Source organism: Pseudomonas sp. BF-R-19, from assembly GCF_019956445.1.
Taxonomy (GTDB): domain Bacteria; phylum Pseudomonadota; class Gammaproteobacteria; order Pseudomonadales; family Pseudomonadaceae; genus Aquipseudomonas; species Aquipseudomonas fluorescens_BH.
Genome location: NZ_JAHBDN010000068.1, coordinates 1 through 15,693, shown reverse-complemented (window position 1 = coordinate 15,693; position 15,693 = coordinate 1). Strand labels below are relative to the sequence as shown.

At 60.4% G+C, this 15,693-nt stretch carries 16 protein-coding genes and 1 pseudogene; 13 read left to right on the top strand and 4 right to left on the bottom strand.

The annotated features are described in order from the left end of the window. Positions 1–40: 40 nt before the first annotated feature. The 3 genes from KGB28_RS19585 to KGB28_RS19575 all read left to right on the top strand — a co-directional run bounded on the left by KGB28_RS19585 (position 41) and on the right by KGB28_RS19575 (position 2,252). Positions 41–925, top strand: coding sequence for a ChaN family lipoprotein (locus KGB28_RS19585; RefSeq protein ID WP_223447247.1), 885 nt, complete (start codon positions 41–43; stop codon positions 923–925). 210 nt (positions 926–1,135) lie between these two features. Further along, positions 1,136–1,741, top strand: coding sequence for an SCO family protein (locus KGB28_RS19580; protein ID WP_223447245.1), 606 nt, complete (start codon positions 1,136–1,138; stop codon positions 1,739–1,741). 1 nt (position 1,742) lies between these two features. Next, positions 1,743–2,252 (top strand): copper chaperone PCu(A)C, encoded by a 510-nt coding sequence (locus tag KGB28_RS19575; protein WP_223447243.1) that lies wholly within the window; start codon positions 1,743–1,745, stop codon positions 2,250–2,252. A gap of 402 nt (positions 2,253–2,654) precedes the next feature. Here the strand turns inward: KGB28_RS19575 and KGB28_RS19570 are convergent, their stop codons facing one another. Both KGB28_RS19570 and KGB28_RS19565 read right to left on the bottom strand, forming a co-directional pair. Continuing rightward, positions 2,655–3,071, bottom strand: a complete 417-nt coding sequence (locus tag KGB28_RS19570; protein WP_150725279.1) for an organic hydroperoxide resistance protein — start codon at positions 3,069–3,071, stop codon at positions 2,655–2,657. Positions 3,072–3,194: 123 nt separating this feature from the next. Further along, entirely contained in the window at positions 3,195–3,524 is a 330-nt protein-coding gene (locus KGB28_RS19565) for a hypothetical protein (protein ID WP_223447242.1), read from the bottom strand. 183 nt (positions 3,525–3,707) lie between these two features. Between KGB28_RS19565 and potE the strand changes: the two genes are divergently transcribed. The 8 genes from potE to KGB28_RS19525 all read left to right on the top strand — a co-directional run bounded on the left by potE (position 3,708) and on the right by KGB28_RS19525 (position 12,811). Then, positions 3,708–5,117: a putrescine-ornithine antiporter gene (gene potE / locus KGB28_RS19560; protein WP_223447240.1), complete on the top strand. Its 1,410-nt coding sequence runs from the start codon at positions 3,708–3,710 to the stop codon at positions 5,115–5,117. Continuing rightward, positions 5,114–7,399, top strand: coding sequence for an Orn/Lys/Arg decarboxylase N-terminal domain-containing protein (locus KGB28_RS19555; protein ID WP_223447238.1), 2,286 nt, complete (start codon positions 5,114–5,116; stop codon positions 7,397–7,399). Before potE ends, KGB28_RS19555 begins: the two co-directional genes overlap by 4 nt. Positions 7,400–7,492: 93 nt before the next feature. Next, positions 7,493–7,894, top strand: a complete 402-nt coding sequence (locus KGB28_RS19550) for a hypothetical protein (RefSeq protein WP_223447236.1) — start codon at positions 7,493–7,495, stop codon at positions 7,892–7,894. After that, positions 7,894–8,433 carry an HD domain-containing protein gene (locus KGB28_RS19545; protein WP_223447235.1) on the top strand — a complete coding sequence of 180 codons (540 nt, stop codon included), beginning with the start codon at positions 7,894–7,896 and terminating at the stop codon, positions 8,431–8,433. The genes KGB28_RS19550 and KGB28_RS19545 overlap by 1 nt, the downstream gene beginning before the upstream one ends. A gap of 204 nt (positions 8,434–8,637) precedes the next feature. Continuing rightward, entirely contained in the window at positions 8,638–8,916 is a 279-nt protein-coding gene (locus tag KGB28_RS19540) for a DUF3303 domain-containing protein (RefSeq protein WP_057398488.1), read from the top strand. A 219-nt stretch (positions 8,917–9,135) separates the two neighbouring features. Further along, complete coding sequence (locus KGB28_RS19535) at positions 9,136–10,749, top strand: arylsulfatase (protein WP_223447233.1); 1,614 nt, start codon at positions 9,136–9,138, stop codon at positions 10,747–10,749. A 68-nt stretch (positions 10,750–10,817) separates the two neighbouring features. Beyond that, complete coding sequence (locus KGB28_RS19530) at positions 10,818–12,086, top strand: OmpP1/FadL family transporter (protein WP_223447231.1); 1,269 nt, start codon at positions 10,818–10,820, stop codon at positions 12,084–12,086. Positions 12,087–12,136: 50 nt separating this feature from the next. Further along, entirely contained in the window at positions 12,137–12,811 is a 675-nt protein-coding gene (locus KGB28_RS19525) for a DUF3313 domain-containing protein (RefSeq protein ID WP_223447229.1), read from the top strand. 63 nt (positions 12,812–12,874) lie between these two features. Here KGB28_RS19525 and KGB28_RS19520 read toward each other — a convergent pair. Both KGB28_RS19520 and KGB28_RS19515 read right to left on the bottom strand, forming a co-directional pair. Continuing rightward, positions 12,875–13,100: pseudogene (locus KGB28_RS19520) on the bottom strand (DNA ligase D); the annotation flags it as partial. Positions 13,101–13,506: 406 nt separating this feature from the next. Further along, complete coding sequence (locus KGB28_RS19515) at positions 13,507–14,235, bottom strand: tellurite resistance TerB family protein (RefSeq protein WP_223447227.1); 729 nt, start codon at positions 14,233–14,235, stop codon at positions 13,507–13,509. A 257-nt stretch (positions 14,236–14,492) separates the two neighbouring features. Between KGB28_RS19515 and pcsA the strand changes: the two genes are divergently transcribed. Next, a complete protein-coding gene (gene pcsA / locus KGB28_RS19510; RefSeq protein WP_223447225.1) occupies positions 14,493–15,215 on the top strand; it encodes a phosphatidylcholine synthase in 723 nt (240 codons plus the stop codon). A 2-nt stretch (positions 15,216–15,217) separates the two neighbouring features. Continuing rightward, complete coding sequence (locus KGB28_RS19505) at positions 15,218–15,604, top strand: DUF488 domain-containing protein (protein WP_223447223.1); 387 nt, start codon at positions 15,218–15,220, stop codon at positions 15,602–15,604. Positions 15,605–15,693: the final 89 nt, after the last annotated feature.

Sequence of the window (15,693 nt, the reverse complement as noted above, 5' to 3'; positions counted from 1 at the left end):
CTCTGTCATCGATGGGGCAACTGTCCAATAAGGAAAACCGATGCGCTTTCTGTTGCTCTGTGCATTCAGCCTGTTGGCTGCCTGCCAAACCCATCAGGTCACACCACTGCCGGCGCCGATCGCGCCGCAAGGGCGTGATCACACCGACCTTGGGGTCATTCGCGAACTCGCCACGGGCCGCACGCTGACGCCGCAAGAACTGGTCGAACGCCTGGCCGCCGCGCCACGTGTTCTGGTCGGTGAACAGCACGACAACCCGGACCACCATGCCTTGCAATTGTGGCTGCTGCGCGAGCTGGCGGCACAACGGGCCCAGGGCAGCCTGCTGATGGAAATGCTCAATCCCGATCAACAGACCAGGGTCGATGCCACGCAAGCCGCTACCCGCGCGGGCCAGCCACCGGCCGATGCGTTCAAGGCACTGGCCTGGCAGGCCAATTGGGACTGGAGTGTTTATGGCGCACTCGTCACCTACGCGCTGCGGCAACCGTATCCGCTGCTGGCGGCGAACCTGGACCGCGCACAGATCATGCAGATCTACAAACAGCACCCGCTACTCACGGGGCAAGCGTCCACCACCCCACAGGTGCAGGCGATCTTGCTGGACGACATCCGCGAATCTCATTGCGGCCTGCTGCCCGAAGCGCAGATGCCGGCCATGCTCGCCGTGCAGCAGCAACGTGACCGGCGCATGGCCGAGCGCCTGATGGCTGCGCCGACACCGGCGCTGTTGCTGGCCGGTGCCTTCCATGTGCGCAAGGATCTGGGGGTGCCGCTGCACCTGAAGGACCTGGGTGCCGGTGAAGGGAATGTGGTGCTGATCCTGGCCGAAGCAGGCAAGACCGTGACCGCCGAGAGTGCGGATTACGTGTGGTACACCGCCGCGCAACCGGAACAGGATCATTGCGCGAAGCTGCGTCGCTGAACCTGTGGCGAGGGGGATTACCTGTGGCGAGCCCCCTCGCCACAAGAGCACTTTCACCCTGACGGCGCGACACTATGTCACGCCTGTGCGCCGGTCCAATGGTCGTATCCGCCCCTCCGGCACTGGCACAGTTTGTTAACATCCCCGCGATTTTTCGTCTGTACAGTCATCACGCTGTCATTTCAGCCTGTTCAACAGGATGCTTTTTTCATGAGTACTTTGTATACCCGCCGGACTGTCCTGCAAGGCATGGGCTTGTTGAGCCTGGGCCTGCTCGCCGGTTGCGACGACAGCAGCAAGCTGTCGTTCAACTACGGCAAGGACCTCAGCGACAAGATCATGGGACGTAACTTCAAGCTCAAGAACCCTGAGGGCGAAACCAGGATGCTGGGCAGCTATCGCGGCCTGATGCCGATGGTGTTCTTCGGTTTCACCCAGTGCCCGGCCGTGTGCCCGACCACCCTGGCCCGCGCCGCACAAGCCAAGAAACTGATGGGCCGCGACGGCGAAAGGCTGCAGGTGATCTTCATCACCCTGGACCCGGAACGCGACACGCCGGAGTTGCTCGACAAGTACGTCAAGGCTTTCGACCCGAGTTTCGAAGCTCTGTACGGCACGCTTGAAGAAACCGCCGCCACCGCCAAGGAATTCGGCGTGTTCTTTGAGAAAGTCCCGAGCGGCGATACCTATACCCTCTCCCATACCGCGACCAGCTATGTCTTCGACTCCCGGGGCAATCTGCGCCTGGGACTGTCCGCGTCCCTGACGGCCAAAGAGTGCGCAGAAGACCTGCTCACCGTGATGGAGGTTTGCTGAAATGAATGCCCCGCAGACTAAAAACCGCTTCGTGCAACGCTGCAAGCAACTGGCACTGGGCCTGTCCCTGGTTGGCGTGGCCTTTCAGGTGTCGGCACAAACCCGGGTCGACGACGCCTGGGTCCGCGCCACCGTGGCCGGCCAGCCGTCAAGCGGCGCCTTCATGACTGTCACCGCGAGCAGCGACAGCAAGTTGCTGAGCGTGCAAACGCCGGTTGCCAAGCTGGTGCAGATTCATGAAATGAGCATGAAAGACGACGTGATGAAGATGCAGCAGGTGGACTCCGTGGCTCTGCCAGCCGGCAAGCCGGTGAGTCTCGACCCCAACGGCTATCACATCATGCTGATGAACCTCACAGGTCAGATCAAGGAAGGCGACAAGGTGCCACTGACCCTGACCGTCGAAGACGCCAAGGGCGAGAAAGAGTCGATTCAGGTTGAAGCCGTCGCCAAGGCGATTGGCACTATGGATCACGGCACGATGATGCACGATCACAGCAAGATGAATTGATTGCTCCGTCAGTTAAAACACAGAACCTGTGGGAGCGAGCTTGCTCGCGATGAGGCCGGCACATTCGACATCGATGTCGCCTGACACTCCGCCATCGCGAGCAGGCTCGCTCCCACAGTTTTGATCTTCAGTGAATGCGAGTCCCGCGATCGGCCACAATACCTGTGGGAGCGAGCTTGCTCGCGATGAGGCCGGCACATTCGACATCGATGTCGCCTGACACTCCGCCATCGCGAGCAAGCTCGCTCCCACAGGAGTTGCCCAAGTAACAGCCCTCAGAAATCCACCGTCACCGACAATTTCAACGTCTGCGACTCACCTTGGGTCAGGTAATTGTTGGCGACGAGCAATTCAGGTCTTGGCGACAACCCATGTCGTTCGCCAAGACCTTTTCATTTCAACTCAAACGAGCTTGAGCACGACGTTGATGTTGTTGCGCGTGGCTTTCGAGTACGGGCAGTACTGGTGCCCGGTGTCGACGATTTTTTGTGCCGTCTCACGGTCCAGCCCCGGCAGGCTGACATTGAGCCGCGCCTGCAGCAGGTAGCCACCTTCATTGGTGCCCAGGTCGACTTCGGCATCGACGGCCACATCCTTGGGCAGCGCCACTTTCATTTCCCTGGCCGCAACCTGCATGGCGCCGATGAAGCAGGCTGACCACCCGGCAGAGAACAGTTGCTCCGGATTGGTCCCACCGCCGCCCGCGCCCGGGGACGAAAGCTTCACGTCGAGGATCCCGTCGGAGCTGCGGGACGCGCCGTCACGCCCGCCGGTGGTGTGGGTTTGGGCGGTGTACAACACTTTATCGATCTGGTTCATGGTGACCTCCTGATTGAGTTGTAAGAAACCGGTTCTACACCCCATCGGGTCGCTGGGATGGTCAATCAATATAGACGCCGCAGCCCCACACCGCAGTCGATCCGACCGGCGCCCGCTTCTTCTTTATTTACGCGCCAACTTGTACCTGACGCAGTCTTCATAAAAGCTCTGGCGTACAGCAGTCGGTTTGAATCGCGACGGACTGTCATAAGTTTGCTCTGTAATGCCAAGAGCCATCATGCGCATCCAGGACTTGGCGAACTTGTAGACCTGGATTTTCTGCCGGGCGGCATACAAGGAAACGCCTGAAAGCTTGAGTTCCTGTGCCCTTGCAGCGGTGCCCGCGCCCCAACTGCACATGTACTGATCTTTGGCGGCCAGTTCTTTTGCTTGAGCCGAGTTGGCTATACCCGCAACTATTAGCGGGATTAACGCGATCCATATCTTGCGCATTTCGACCTATCTAACCGACTGAAAACAAAGTAATTTTGCAGAGAACTTTGAAACTTGGGGGCCAGCATCCTGCCTTTTCTGCAAATAAATGAAAAAGCGGGATGGGGGTCGTCAATTTCTTGCGAGATTTCAAACCTTTGCTATAGCTAAGGTTCTCAATCGCCAACTAAGTGAGGCAACGGAATGTCAGTCGCAAAGAAAATGAGTGTGGGGCAACTGACAATGTTGACCGCCGTCAACATGTTGGGCTCAGGAATTATTTTGCTACCGACGAAACTCGCGGAAGTCGGTGCGATTTCGATCCTCTCCTGGCTGATAACGGCCACCGGCTCCCTCGCTCTGGCCTATGCCTTTGCGCGATGCGGGATGCTCAGCCGCAAGACCGGCGGCATGGGCGGTTACGCCGAATACACCTTCGGTAAAGCAGGTAACTACATCACCAACTACACCTACGGTCTCTCGCTGTTGATTGCCAACGTGGCGATCAGTATTACCGCGGTCGGCTATATCCAGGTGTTGTTCGGGATAAAACTCGACTCACTGCAAGTAGGCCTGGCCACTATTGCCCTGTTGTGGATCACCACCTTCGCCAACTTTGGCGGTGCGAGCATTACCGGCCGGATCGGCGCGGTCACGGTCTGGGGTGTGATTGCACCGGTGGTACTGGTATCCACGGTGGGCTGGTTCTGGTTCGACAGCAGCGTATACGCCGCTGGCTGGAACCCCCACGACAAGGGCTGGTTCGAAGCGGCAGGCGCCTCGGTGGCCATTACCCTGTGGGCCTTCCTCGGTCTGGAATCGGCTTGCGCCAACACCGACGCGGTGGAAAACCCTGAGCGCAACGTACCGATTGCGGTGCTGGGCGGCACCCTGGGGGCAGCGGTGATCTACATCGTCTCCACCAACGTCATCTTCGGTATCGTCGGCAACGAAGAACTGGTCGCGTCCACCGCGCCGTTCGGCCTGGTGTTCGCCAAGATGTTCACCCCAATGGTCGGCGACATCGTGATGGCGGCCATGGTGCTCGCCTGCATCGGCTCGCTGCTGGGTTGGCAGTTCACCATCGCCCAGGTGTACAAAAGCTCGGCCGACACCGGCTACTTCCTGTCGATCTTCGCCAAGGGCAACAAAGCGGGAACGCCGATTGTCGGCATGCTGGTGCTGCTGGCGGCACAGACCGCGCTGGCCCTGCTCACCATCAGCCCCGACCTGAGCAAACAGTTCGATACCCTGGTCAATCTCGCAGTTGTGACCAACCTGGTGCCGTACATCCTGTCCATGGCCGCGCTGATGACCATGCAGAAAGTCTCCAACGTGCCGGAAGGCAAGGCACTGGTGACCAACGTCATTGCTCTGATCGCGGCGGCCTACAGCTATCTGGCGCTGTACAGTTCCGGTGAGCAGGCGCTGATGCTGGGCGGCGTGGCCACGATCGTTGGTTACACCCTGTTCGGTTTCGTCAACAACCGCCTGATCCGCCTCGAAGCACTCAACAACAGCGTACCGACGCAAACCGTCAGCGCGCAGCACCTCACTGCCGAGCCAGTGCCGGTGAATAATCTGAATACAGCCACTATGGAGGTTCAAGCATGACGGAATATAAACACTCGCTGGGCATGCTGGCGCTACTGGTCAGCAGTCCGCCGGACAAACGAACGGTGTTTGGCCGCGCCCTGGATCAACTGGTCCACGACGTAGAGGGACGTGGTGTCAGCGTACTGGCCTCGGAAAGCCTCACCGATGCCGCCTCGATCCTGCGCTCGGACCCGGCCATTCAATGCGTGCTCATCCGATGGGAAATGGACACCAGCGAAGGCCACGCCGACTGCACCAAACTGCTGGTCAAGCTGCGCGAGCGCAACACCCGGGTGCCGGTGTTCCTGATCAGCGACCGTACCACCGCGTCGACCATTCCGTTATTGGTCATGCAACACGCCGACGACTTCATCTGGCTGCCCGAGGACACCTCCCGTTTCCTCAGCGGACGCATCCTGGCGGCCATCGAACGCTATCGCCAGGCCGCCCTGCCGCCGATGTTCGGCGCGCTGGTGAAGTTTGCCCGCAACTATGAATACTCCTGGCACACCCCCGGCCATGCCGGCGGCACCGCGTTCCTGAAAAGCACCGCAGGCCGGGCCTTCTACGAGTTTTTCGGCGAGAACCTGCTGCGTTCCGACCTGTCGATCTCGGTTGGCGAACTCGGTTCGCTGCTCGATCACAGCGGCCCTATCGGCCAGGGCGAACGCTATGCCGCCAAGGTCTTCGGCGCCCACCGCACGTATTACGTGACCAACGGCTCGTCGATGTCCAACCGCGTCATCCTCATGGCCAGCGTCACGCGCAATCAGATTGCCCTGTGCGACCGCAATTGCCACAAGTCCGCCGAGCATGCGATGACCCTGTCCGGGGCGATTCCGACCTACCTGGTGCCGACCCGCAACCGCTACGGCATCATCGGCCCGATCCTGCCGCAGACCCTGAGTGCCGAAGGCGTGAAAGCCGCCATCGCCAACAACCCGCTGGTCAAGCCAGGCATCGACCCGACGCCGGTGCACGCCATTGTCACCAACTCCACCTACGACGGCCTGACCTACAACGTCACCCGCGTCGAAGACCTGCTGGGCGAAAGCGTTGACCGTCTGCACTTCGACGAAGCCTGGTACGGTTATGCGCGTTTCAACCCGCTGTACAGCGGACGCCATGCCATGCACGGCAACCCGGCCGATCACGACAAGTCCAAGCCGACCGTGTTCGCCACCCAGTCGACCCACAAGTTGCTGGCCGCCCTGTCCCAGGCCTCGATGATCCACGTGCGCGACGGCCGTAACCCGATCGAACATGCGCGCTTCAACGAGTCGTACATGATGCACGCCTCGACCTCGCCGAACTACGCGATCATGGCGTCCTGTGACGTCAGCTCGGCAATGATGGAAGCACCGAGCGGGCAGATCCTCACCAACGAGTCGATTGAAGAAGCCATCAGCTTCCGCCAGGTCCTCTCGCGCATGCACAACGAGATGCAGAGCAAGGATGACTGGTTCTTCACCTGCTGGCAGCCGCCGACCGTAGAGGTTGGCGCAGCGACCGTGCCGTTCCATGAGGTCGACCCGGCCACGCTGAAAACCGACCCGAACTGCTGGGTCCTGCACCCGAACGCGGTATGGCACGGCTTCGGCGACATCGAAGACGGCTACTGCATGCTCGACCCGATCAAGGTCTCGGTGCTCAGCCCGGGCATGGGCGACGACGGCAACCTGCTCGCCTCCGGTATCCCCGCTTGCGTGGTCACGGCGTACCTGGGCCGTCAGGGTATCGTGGTCGAGAAAACCACTGACTTCACCATCCTGTTCCTGTTCTCCATCGGCATCACCAAAGGCAAGTGGGGCACGCTGCTCAACGCCTTGCTCGACTTCAAGCGTGACTACGACGACAACGCCGAGCTCGAGCTGTGCCTGCCCGACCTGTACAACGCCAACCAGCATCGCTATGCCGGCATGGGCCTGAAGGATCTGGCCGACGAAATCTTCGCCGCCATGAAGAAACACAAGACCACCGCCAACATGTCCCAGGCCTTCGGCACCCTGCCAAAAGCCGAGTTCAGCCCGGTGGAGGCCTACGAAAAACTGGTGCGCAACGACATCGAGCTGGTGACGCTCAACGAAGCCGCCGGGCGTCTTGCCGCGACCGGTATCGTGCCGTATCCGCCAGGCATCCCGCTGCTCATGCCGGGTGAGAACGCAGGGCCTGCGGACGGTCCGTTGCTGGCGTATCTCAAGGCACTGGAAGCCTTCGACAAATCCTTCCCCGGCTTCACCCATGACACCCACGGGATCGAGGTTGAGGATGGCGTTTATCGGATGCTGGTACTGAAATAAGTCACGCAGTTTCACCGCTCCCACATTTTTAGATCGCCTTCACACCAAATCCCTATGGGCAAATTCGATCACAGCGCTCTATGATTGATCCCCATGACCACCACCGCTGCGATCCGCTCACCCTGCCCGCCCGGCGCCTGCGACTGCGGGCGTGACCCGCTGCTGGAAACACCAGGGGCAGACCTGCGCATTCTGTTTCTGACCCGCAACGAAGAAAAACGCCTGATCGAACGCCTGGAAAACCTGCAGAGCCTGAGCGATCTGGAGCACCTGCAACGGCGCATGCTCGAACAGTTGGGCATCCGCGTGGACATCGCCCCCGGCTTCAATGAAGTGCGCACCATGCGCGGCATCGGCATCCAGATTGGCGAACTGCCGGGGCTGTGCCGCAAGACCCGCGCCAACATCCCCGCCGCCATTCGCCGAGCCATGGAGAAGCGCCCGGAGATTGCCTACGAACTGCTCAATGCCAACGACCTGTTGCGTGACACCTGATGAAACCCATTCTCGAATTCCCCATCACCGACGAGATTCTCACCTCGTTCGCCCTGGCCATCGGTGCCGACCTGCAGGGCTACCGCAACCACATTTACCGGGTGCTGAATTTCCATGGCGCCCTGTGCGGTGCCGAAGGCCTGCCCCCGGACGCGGTACAAATAGCGGCGGCGTTTCATGACCTGGGTATCTGGACCGATGACACCCTCGACTACCTGCCGCCGTCCATTGCCCTGGCCACCGAACATCTCGACAGCCAACAACGTCCGGAACTGAAGGATGAAGTCTGCGCGTTGATACTTGAGCATCACAAGCTGCGCCGGTATCGCGGCGCTTACGCCAACAGTGTCGAACACTTCCGCCAGGCCGACCTGGTGGATGTGTCCCTGGGACTGGTGCGTTTCGGCTTGCCCCGAAGCTTTATCAAAACCGTGCAGTCGACCTTTCCCGATCACGGTTTTCACTCGATGCTGATGAAGCTTTCAGCCCGGCAATTGCTCCGTTCGCCACTGCGCCCGCTGCCCATGTTGCGCTGGTGAAACAGGCGACTGTTACCCCCCTCGAAAATGCACCGGAACAGGATCAGCGGTCATACATGAATCGCGGTGCACTGCTATGCCTTCCTTGGGAGATTTTGCCGCAAGCCAGCCAGGACGGAACTGGAAACCCAAGCGTGGCCTCGGCCCCGGCGCCAGCCAGGTACGCGCAGACAGCAGGTGCCAAGGTGCAACAGGAGGTGGCCGATGTTATTCATCGTCAGTTGGACAATCAGCCCTGACAACCGTGATGCCGCAATCGCGCGTTTTCTCAAGACCGGTGGCGCACCGCCCGCAGGCGTCACCATGCACGGGCGCTGGCACGCTGTAGGGAGCTCGGCCGGCTTCGGCATTGCCGAGGCGAGTGATTTGGTGCCGATTCAGAAATGGGTGCTGGAGTGGAACGACCTGATGAGCATGGACGTGCATGCCGCATTGACCGATGAGCAAATCGCACCATTGCTGGCCGCCACTGCCGACCGGTAATGACGAAGGGAGGGCGGCGAGTATCGCTCGCCGCTCGACTTGAGCGGCTGCTTCGCCGGAAGGCCAATTCGATGCAACGCCCCTGAAACACTGACTTCCTGACTACTCATTACTGGATATTTCGCAATTCAAACCTACGCTCATCGCGGGGGATAACGCATTTCAACGGCGGTTGGGGGCTCGTCTCGATGTACTCACGCTAGTGCGCAGGAGCTCGACATGAACCGGACAACCTTATCCTCGATGTTTGCGATACCCCTGTTGCTGTCTGCAATGGCGTTTCCCAACCAGACCCTGGCGGCCGACAAAGCCCCCAACATCCTGGTGATCATGGGCGACGATATCGGCTGGTCGAATATCGGCGTCTACAACCAGGGCATGATGGCTGGCAGAACGCCTAACCTCGACCAACTGGCGAATGAAGGCATGCGTTTCACCGACTATTACGCCGAAGCCAGTTGCACCGCCGGACGCGCCAATTTCATCACCGGCGAACTGCCGATTCGCACGGGCATGACCACCGTCGGCCAGGCCGGCTCGCCCGTAGGCATTCCCGCCGAAGCCGTCACCATTGCGACCGCACTCAAGGCCATGGGTTATGCCACCGGCCAGTTTGGCAAGAACCACTTGGGCGACCTCAACCAGTTCCTGCCCACCGTCCACGGTTTCGACGAATTCTTCGGCTACCTCTATCACCTCGACGCCATGGAAGACCCGGCGCACCCCAATTATCCGAAGGAGCTGCTGGACAGCGTCGGCCCACGCAACATGGTCCACAGCTGGGCCTCCACCACCGATGACACGACCGTGATGCCGCGCTGGGGCAAGGTGGGCAAGCAGAAAATCGAAGACGCCGGCACGCTCTATCCGGAGCGGATGAAAACCGTCGACGAGGAGATTCGCGACAAGGCCTTCTCGTTCATCGACAAGGCCAAACAGGACAACAAACCGTTCTTCGTCTGGCTCAACCCGACCCGCATGCACATCGTCACGCACCTGTCCGACAAGTACCAGGCCATGCGCAACTCGCAGAATGGCTGGTCGGAACAGGAAGCCGGCATGGCGCAGCTCGATGACATCGTCGGCGACGTCATGGCGAAGCTGAAGAAAGACGGCATGGACGACAACACCATCGTCATTTTCACCACCGACAATGGGGCAGAAAATTTCACCTGGCCCGATGGCGGCACCACCCCGTTCGCCATGGGCAAAGGTACGGTCATGGAAGGTGGCTTCCGGGTGCCGGCGATCATTCGCTGGCCAGGCAAGGTGCCGGCCAACCAGGTCGCCAACGGCATCATGTCCGGCATGGACTGGTTCCCGACCCTGGTCGCGGCGGCGGGCAACCCGAACATCACCGCCGAACTGCTCAAAGGCAAACAATTGGGCGACACCACCTACAAAGTTCATCTGGACGGCTATGATCAAACTCCAATGATCACCGGAAAAGGTCCGTCGAACCGGCATGAGATCTTCTACTTTGGAGAGAGCGCCTTGGGTGCAGTGCGCATAGACGACTACAAATATCGCTTCATTGACCAACCGGGTGGCTGGATGGGGGCTAAAGTTGCTGTGGACGTGCCGATCCTGACCAATCTTCGACTCGACCCGTTCGAGCGCATGGGCTGGCCGGAAAATCAGGCCGCGCAGGGTTCGCAACAGTACTTCGACTGGTTCAAGTTCCAGTTCTGGCGTTTCGTGTTCGTCCAGCAACAGGTGGCCAAACTGGCAGAAACAGCGATCGAGTTTCCGCCGATGCAAAAAGGCGCGAGCTTCAACCTCGACTCGGTTAAAGCCAAGATCGCCGCGGCTCGGGCAGAGATGGCCAAGTAACAGCCGAATCCACGGGTGGCTGATGCAGTCCACCCGTATTCGAAATGGACAATTGCCGAGGGATTTCAATGCCAATAAAAACAGCTGCCCTACCCACCTCTGCGCTACTTGCCCTGTGCTGCCAGCAAGCCTGGGCCGGTGGCATCATGCTCTATGAAATCGGCACCGATAACGCCGGCCTGGCCAACGCCGGTGCCGCCGCCCGTGCCCAAGGCCCCTCGACCATCGCCAGCAACCCCGCGGGCATGAGCTATCTGCCCGGTACGCAAATCACCGCCGGCCTGCAGGTCCTGTACGGTGACCTGAGCTTCGACCGTGACGCAGGCACCAACACCCCGGGCAGCGGCAGTGGCAATTCTCTCGATCCGATGCCCGGTGGCAGCTTCTTCATCAGCCATGAACTGGACGAGCACTGGAGCGTCGGTTTCGGCCAGTACGGTGACTTCGGCCTGGCGCTCAATTATGACAACGACTGGTCCGGCCGCTATTTCGCGCAAAACTCCAGCCTGCTCGGTTTGTCGCTGGTGCCCAGCGTGGCGTATCGCTTCAACGAACAATGGTCGGTAGGCCTTGGCATCAAGGCCATGTACGGCATGTTGAAGGCCGACACCGCCATCGACCGCTCCCCTTTCGGCTTCACTGACCGCGCTGACGGCCAATACAAGTACCGCGACAACGACTGGGGCTATGGCGCCAACGTTGGCGTGATCTACGCCCCGCAACCCGGCACGCGCATCGGCCTGACCTACACCAGCCAGGTCGACCTGGACTTCGAGGACCGGCTCGATGTGAAGGGCGACGGACGTCTGCTGGACCGCGTGAACAACACCAACACCGAACTGGACATGAAGGTGCCGCAAACCGTCACCCTGAGCCTGTTCCAGCAACTGGACCGACAATGGGCGCTGCTGGCTTCAGCCAACTGGCAGGACTGGTCGAAGTTCGGCGACATCGCCGTAGAGGTCGACACCACGGCGTTTGGAGCGCAATCGAAAACGGTCGACGCCGGCTTCAAGGACACCTGGCACCTCTCCCTTGGCGCGCAATACCAGGCCACCGAGCAGTGGTTGTGGAACTTGGGCGTGGCCTACGACAGTAGCTCCGTCTCGGACAGCAACCGCAGTGTGGTGGTGCCGATGAACGAATCCTGGCGTATTGCCACAGGAGCCACCTATGCTCTGAACAAGGACACCGATGTCAACGTCAGTTGGGCCATGGTCTGGCTCGGCGACATGCCGGTGGAGCAGACCAAATCCGTATCGGGCAATCGAGTATCCGGTCAATTCGACAATGCCTGGATTCAAGCCTTGAGCGGGAACATGACCTGGCGATTTTGATGTCTTGTAAACAAAAGAACGAAGATTTCTTCCAAGGAGTAAACACCACTATGAATCTGTCCCGAAAACTGCTCGTCGGCGCCACGCTGGCCAGTCTGCTGCTAGGCGGCTGTACCTCGAAAGTGACTGAGAAGGAGCAATATTCAGGCTTCCTGTCCAACTACAACAACCTGCAGGAAGTCGAAACGCCGAGCGGTGGAACCGCGATGCGCTGGGTCAGCCCTTCGTGGAACCCGAATGCCTATGACACCGTGGTGTTCAACAAACTGGAGCTCTACCCGGCCCCCAAACCCGATGAGCGGGTCAACCAGCAGACGCTGACCGACATTCAGAACTACATGACCAGCAAGGCCAAGGCCTCCCTGGGTCAGAAGTATCGCGTAGTGTCCAATTCCACATCCGCACCGGCGGGCTCGCGCCCTCTGATCATGCGCGCGGCGATTACCGGGGTGAACGCCGAGAACGAAGGCATGAAGTGGTATGAAGTGGTTCCCATCGCGGCCGTAGTCGGGGCAACCCAGGCCGCCACCGGTCACCGTGACCAGGAAACCACCCTGTTCATCGAAGCCGAGTTCGTCGACGCCAAGAGCAACCAGACCGTAGCCAAAGTGGTGCGCAAGGTGTTCGGCACCGAACTGAAAAACGAAAGCCAGCAGATTACCGCCAAGGACTTCAAGGCGGCGATCGACAAACTGGGTACCGACTTCCAGGCGTTCCTCAAGTAACACACTCTTGTGGCGAGGGAGCTTTCGCCCTCGCCACATGGAGTTCCTTTCTGACCATTGCGGTCACATCTTCATCCCCACCCGCCGGCGCATCTCTGCTGTGATCGCCTGCCGGGTTCCGGACATGTCCGCCCAGGGCCTATCCCCCGACTTCAACCAGACGTTCATGCACATTGTGCAGGTTCCATTGATTGGCGCCCTTGAGTTCGCCCACCTCTTCGCGCCAGATCGGCATCGACACCGGCATGCCCTCGCGGGTACGTACGGCGTAGGCGCAAATGGTGGTCGCCAACTCAGGCTTGAGCAACTCCGGCAGCCTGGCTTTGCGCGCGCCGGTCAGAGGCGATGATTTTCCCTGGCGTGAGCGCTTGGCGGCGGGCTCGGAGGTCGCCGAAAAGTCACGCATGCGGTTGTCGTCATCGAGGTTGCGGGGCATGGCTCACCGGCTTCGCGCCAGGACGTTGAATGCAAACGTCTTCTAATCAAGCAGAGCCAGCGAGCGGCGCAATAATTCAATCGGCGTTGAAAAAGCCCGGACGGACTCGTGGCGCGGGGTACGGCCGGTGTTTCAGCAGGTTGACCGAGTCATCGTTCTTCGCGAGCAAGCCCGCTCCCACATTGTCCGTGTGAACACTGGAGATCCCTTGTGGGAGCGGGCTTGCTCGCGAAGCTTTGCTTATGGCGGGCGCGCCCGATCAGGCAGTACCCTTGGCCTGCTGCTCCAGATGCAATTGCAGCTCCGGGGTGATCTGCAACGCCGCGGCCAGCTCATCCAGATAGTTGCGCTCGGCATCCCGCTGGTCGTCCACCAGCATCACGCTGGCCAGGTACATCTCCGAGGCCATGCCGGGGTCGGTGGCCGACTGCGCCACCTCATTGGCGTCCAGTGGCTTGGCGACCTCGTCGTCCAGCCATTGCTGCAATTGCGGATCGTCGGTGTGACGGCCGATTTCAGTGCTGATCATCTGCTTCTCGGCGTCATCGATGCGGCCATCGACCTTGGCCGCGGCAATCAATGCCCGCAGAATCGCATGGCTATGCTCCTCGACTTCCGGGCCGGCCAGCAAGTCCACGGTCCGTGGAGTTTCCTGCGGAGCCGACGCCTGACTGCGCTGCCAGGCCTGGTACGCCTGGAACGCCATCATGCCCAGGGACGCCAGCGCCGCATAATTAGTGCCGCCAGCGGAACGACTTTGCGGTGCACCGCCCATCGGCGAACCGCCGCCGAGCAAGCCACCGAGCAAACCGCTCAACCCAGCGCCACCACCGCCACCACTTGCACCAGCACCACCGCCCAACAAGCCGCCGAGCAATCCACCCAGGTCGCCGAGCCCGCCCTGGGCCGACGCGCCACCGCCACCCTGTTGCGCCATCGAGCCCTGACCGGCGCGCAGTAATTGTTCGAGCAGATCGCTGGTGTTCATGACGGTTGTCCTCTTGAAGGGTGCTTATCCAGTCAGGCAACGATAGCCCCCGCAGGCGAATGTGCCAGCACCGTTGGGCTGACCCGCCATCGCTACCGCGGATTGCTCCGGGGTATTTCTTTGTGGCGCAGCTAAGATTCATAGGTGGTGAACCTTATTCCCGGATACCCGGTCGATACCTGCAACCCGACCCGGTTTGCCACCGCCCCGTACGCGGGGTGACAACTGGCTTGCTTCATTCACTGGAGAACGCCCCCGTGATTTCAACCCTGTACATCGCCAGGCTCAAAGCATGGGGCGCCCATGGCTTTACCGCCACTGGCGTGGTCACCGCTTTCCTCGCCACCCTGTCCCTGCTGGATAACCAGCCGACCCATTGCCTGCTGTGGCTGGGTGTCGCCCTGATCGTCGACGGCCTGGACGGTGCACTGGCACGCAAGGTCAACGTGCAGTCAGTGTTGCCGAGCTTCGATGGCTCGATCCTCGACCTGGTGATCGACTACCTGACGTATGTGTTTATCCCGGCACTGTTCATCTATCGCTACATCCCGTTGCCGGACTACACCTTGCTGCTGAGCGTGTCGATGATTCTGGTGTCGTCGCTGTTCTGCTTCTGCAACGTCAACATGAAGAGCACCGACAACTACTTCCAGGGTTTCCCCGCCGCCTGGAACGTGGTCGCCCTGTGCCTGTACATCATCGCCCCGTCGCCGTGGATCACCTTCGCCACGGTGATTGGCCTGGCCTTGCTGACCGTGACCCGGATGAAATTCCTGCACCCGTTTCGCGTGCGCCGGTTCATGCCGATCAACATTGCGGTGACGGCCACCTGGTTGTTGTGCAGCCTGTCGCTGGTGCTCAACCATCCGCAGATCAACCCTTTGGTGATGGGGCTGTGGCTGCTGATGTCGGCATACTTCCTGGGCATCTGCCTGTGGCGCACGGCGCTGGAGTGGTTTGACGAATCGCGGCTCAAGTAGCCATGGCGATCCATATCGTTCAACTCGGTTCACCCCGTCGGCCCGACGAAGGATTGCGCCTGGGCACGGTACGCCGCCCTCCCCGTGGCGTACCGAAAGCCGAATTCGCCCGTCGGGACTTTTATGATGTCTGGCAGCCGCTGCTGTCGCCCAGTGCGCAGTTGGTGGCCGAGGCCAAGGCTGCGCAAGATGCCAAGGCCTGGGAGGTGTTCCGGCGCAAGTTCAAGGCCGAGATGAGCCAGCCTGCTGCCAGTCAGATGCTGGATCTGCTGGCCGCGTTGTCCCATCAGACGTCCCTGGCCGTGGGCTGTTATTGCGAGGATGAAGCGCATTGTCATCGGTCGGTGTTGCGCGAGTTGTTGGAAGCTCGTGGTGCCGTAGTGATTTAGATGCCATGACCACCACACACCCCCTGTGGGAGCGGGCTTGCTCGCGAAAGCGGTGTGTCAGCCACATCATCGCTGGCTGAATGTACGCT

Bases quoted from the DNA above. Each gene is read 5' to 3' on its own strand.
- KGB28_RS19585 (WP_223447247.1), top strand. From the start codon at position 41: ATGCGCTTTCTGTTGCTCTGTGCATTCAGCCTGTTGGCTGCCTGCCAA.
- KGB28_RS19580 (WP_223447245.1), top strand. From the start codon at position 1,136: ATGAGTACTTTGTATACCCGCCGGACTGTCCTGCAAGGCATGGGCTTG.
- KGB28_RS19575 (WP_223447243.1), top strand. From the start codon at position 1,743: ATGAATGCCCCGCAGACTAAAAACCGCTTCGTGCAACGCTGCAAGCAA.
- KGB28_RS19570 (WP_150725279.1), bottom strand. From the start codon at position 3,071: ATGAACCAGATCGATAAAGTGTTGTACACCGCCCAAACCCACACCACC.
- KGB28_RS19565 (WP_223447242.1), bottom strand. From the start codon at position 3,524: ATGCGCAAGATATGGATCGCGTTAATCCCGCTAATAGTTGCGGGTATA.
- potE (WP_223447240.1), top strand. From the start codon at position 3,708: ATGTCAGTCGCAAAGAAAATGAGTGTGGGGCAACTGACAATGTTGACC.
- KGB28_RS19555 (WP_223447238.1), top strand. From the start codon at position 5,114: ATGACGGAATATAAACACTCGCTGGGCATGCTGGCGCTACTGGTCAGC.
- KGB28_RS19550 (WP_223447236.1), top strand. From the start codon at position 7,493: ATGACCACCACCGCTGCGATCCGCTCACCCTGCCCGCCCGGCGCCTGC.
- KGB28_RS19545 (WP_223447235.1), top strand. From the start codon at position 7,894: ATGAAACCCATTCTCGAATTCCCCATCACCGACGAGATTCTCACCTCG.
- KGB28_RS19540 (WP_057398488.1), top strand. From the start codon at position 8,638: ATGTTATTCATCGTCAGTTGGACAATCAGCCCTGACAACCGTGATGCC.
- KGB28_RS19535 (WP_223447233.1), top strand. From the start codon at position 9,136: ATGAACCGGACAACCTTATCCTCGATGTTTGCGATACCCCTGTTGCTG.
- KGB28_RS19530 (WP_223447231.1), top strand. From the start codon at position 10,818: ATGCCAATAAAAACAGCTGCCCTACCCACCTCTGCGCTACTTGCCCTG.
- KGB28_RS19525 (WP_223447229.1), top strand. From the start codon at position 12,137: ATGAATCTGTCCCGAAAACTGCTCGTCGGCGCCACGCTGGCCAGTCTG.
- KGB28_RS19515 (WP_223447227.1), bottom strand. From the start codon at position 14,235: ATGAACACCAGCGATCTGCTCGAACAATTACTGCGCGCCGGTCAGGGC.
- KGB28_RS19505 (WP_223447223.1), top strand. From the start codon at position 15,218: ATGGCGATCCATATCGTTCAACTCGGTTCACCCCGTCGGCCCGACGAA.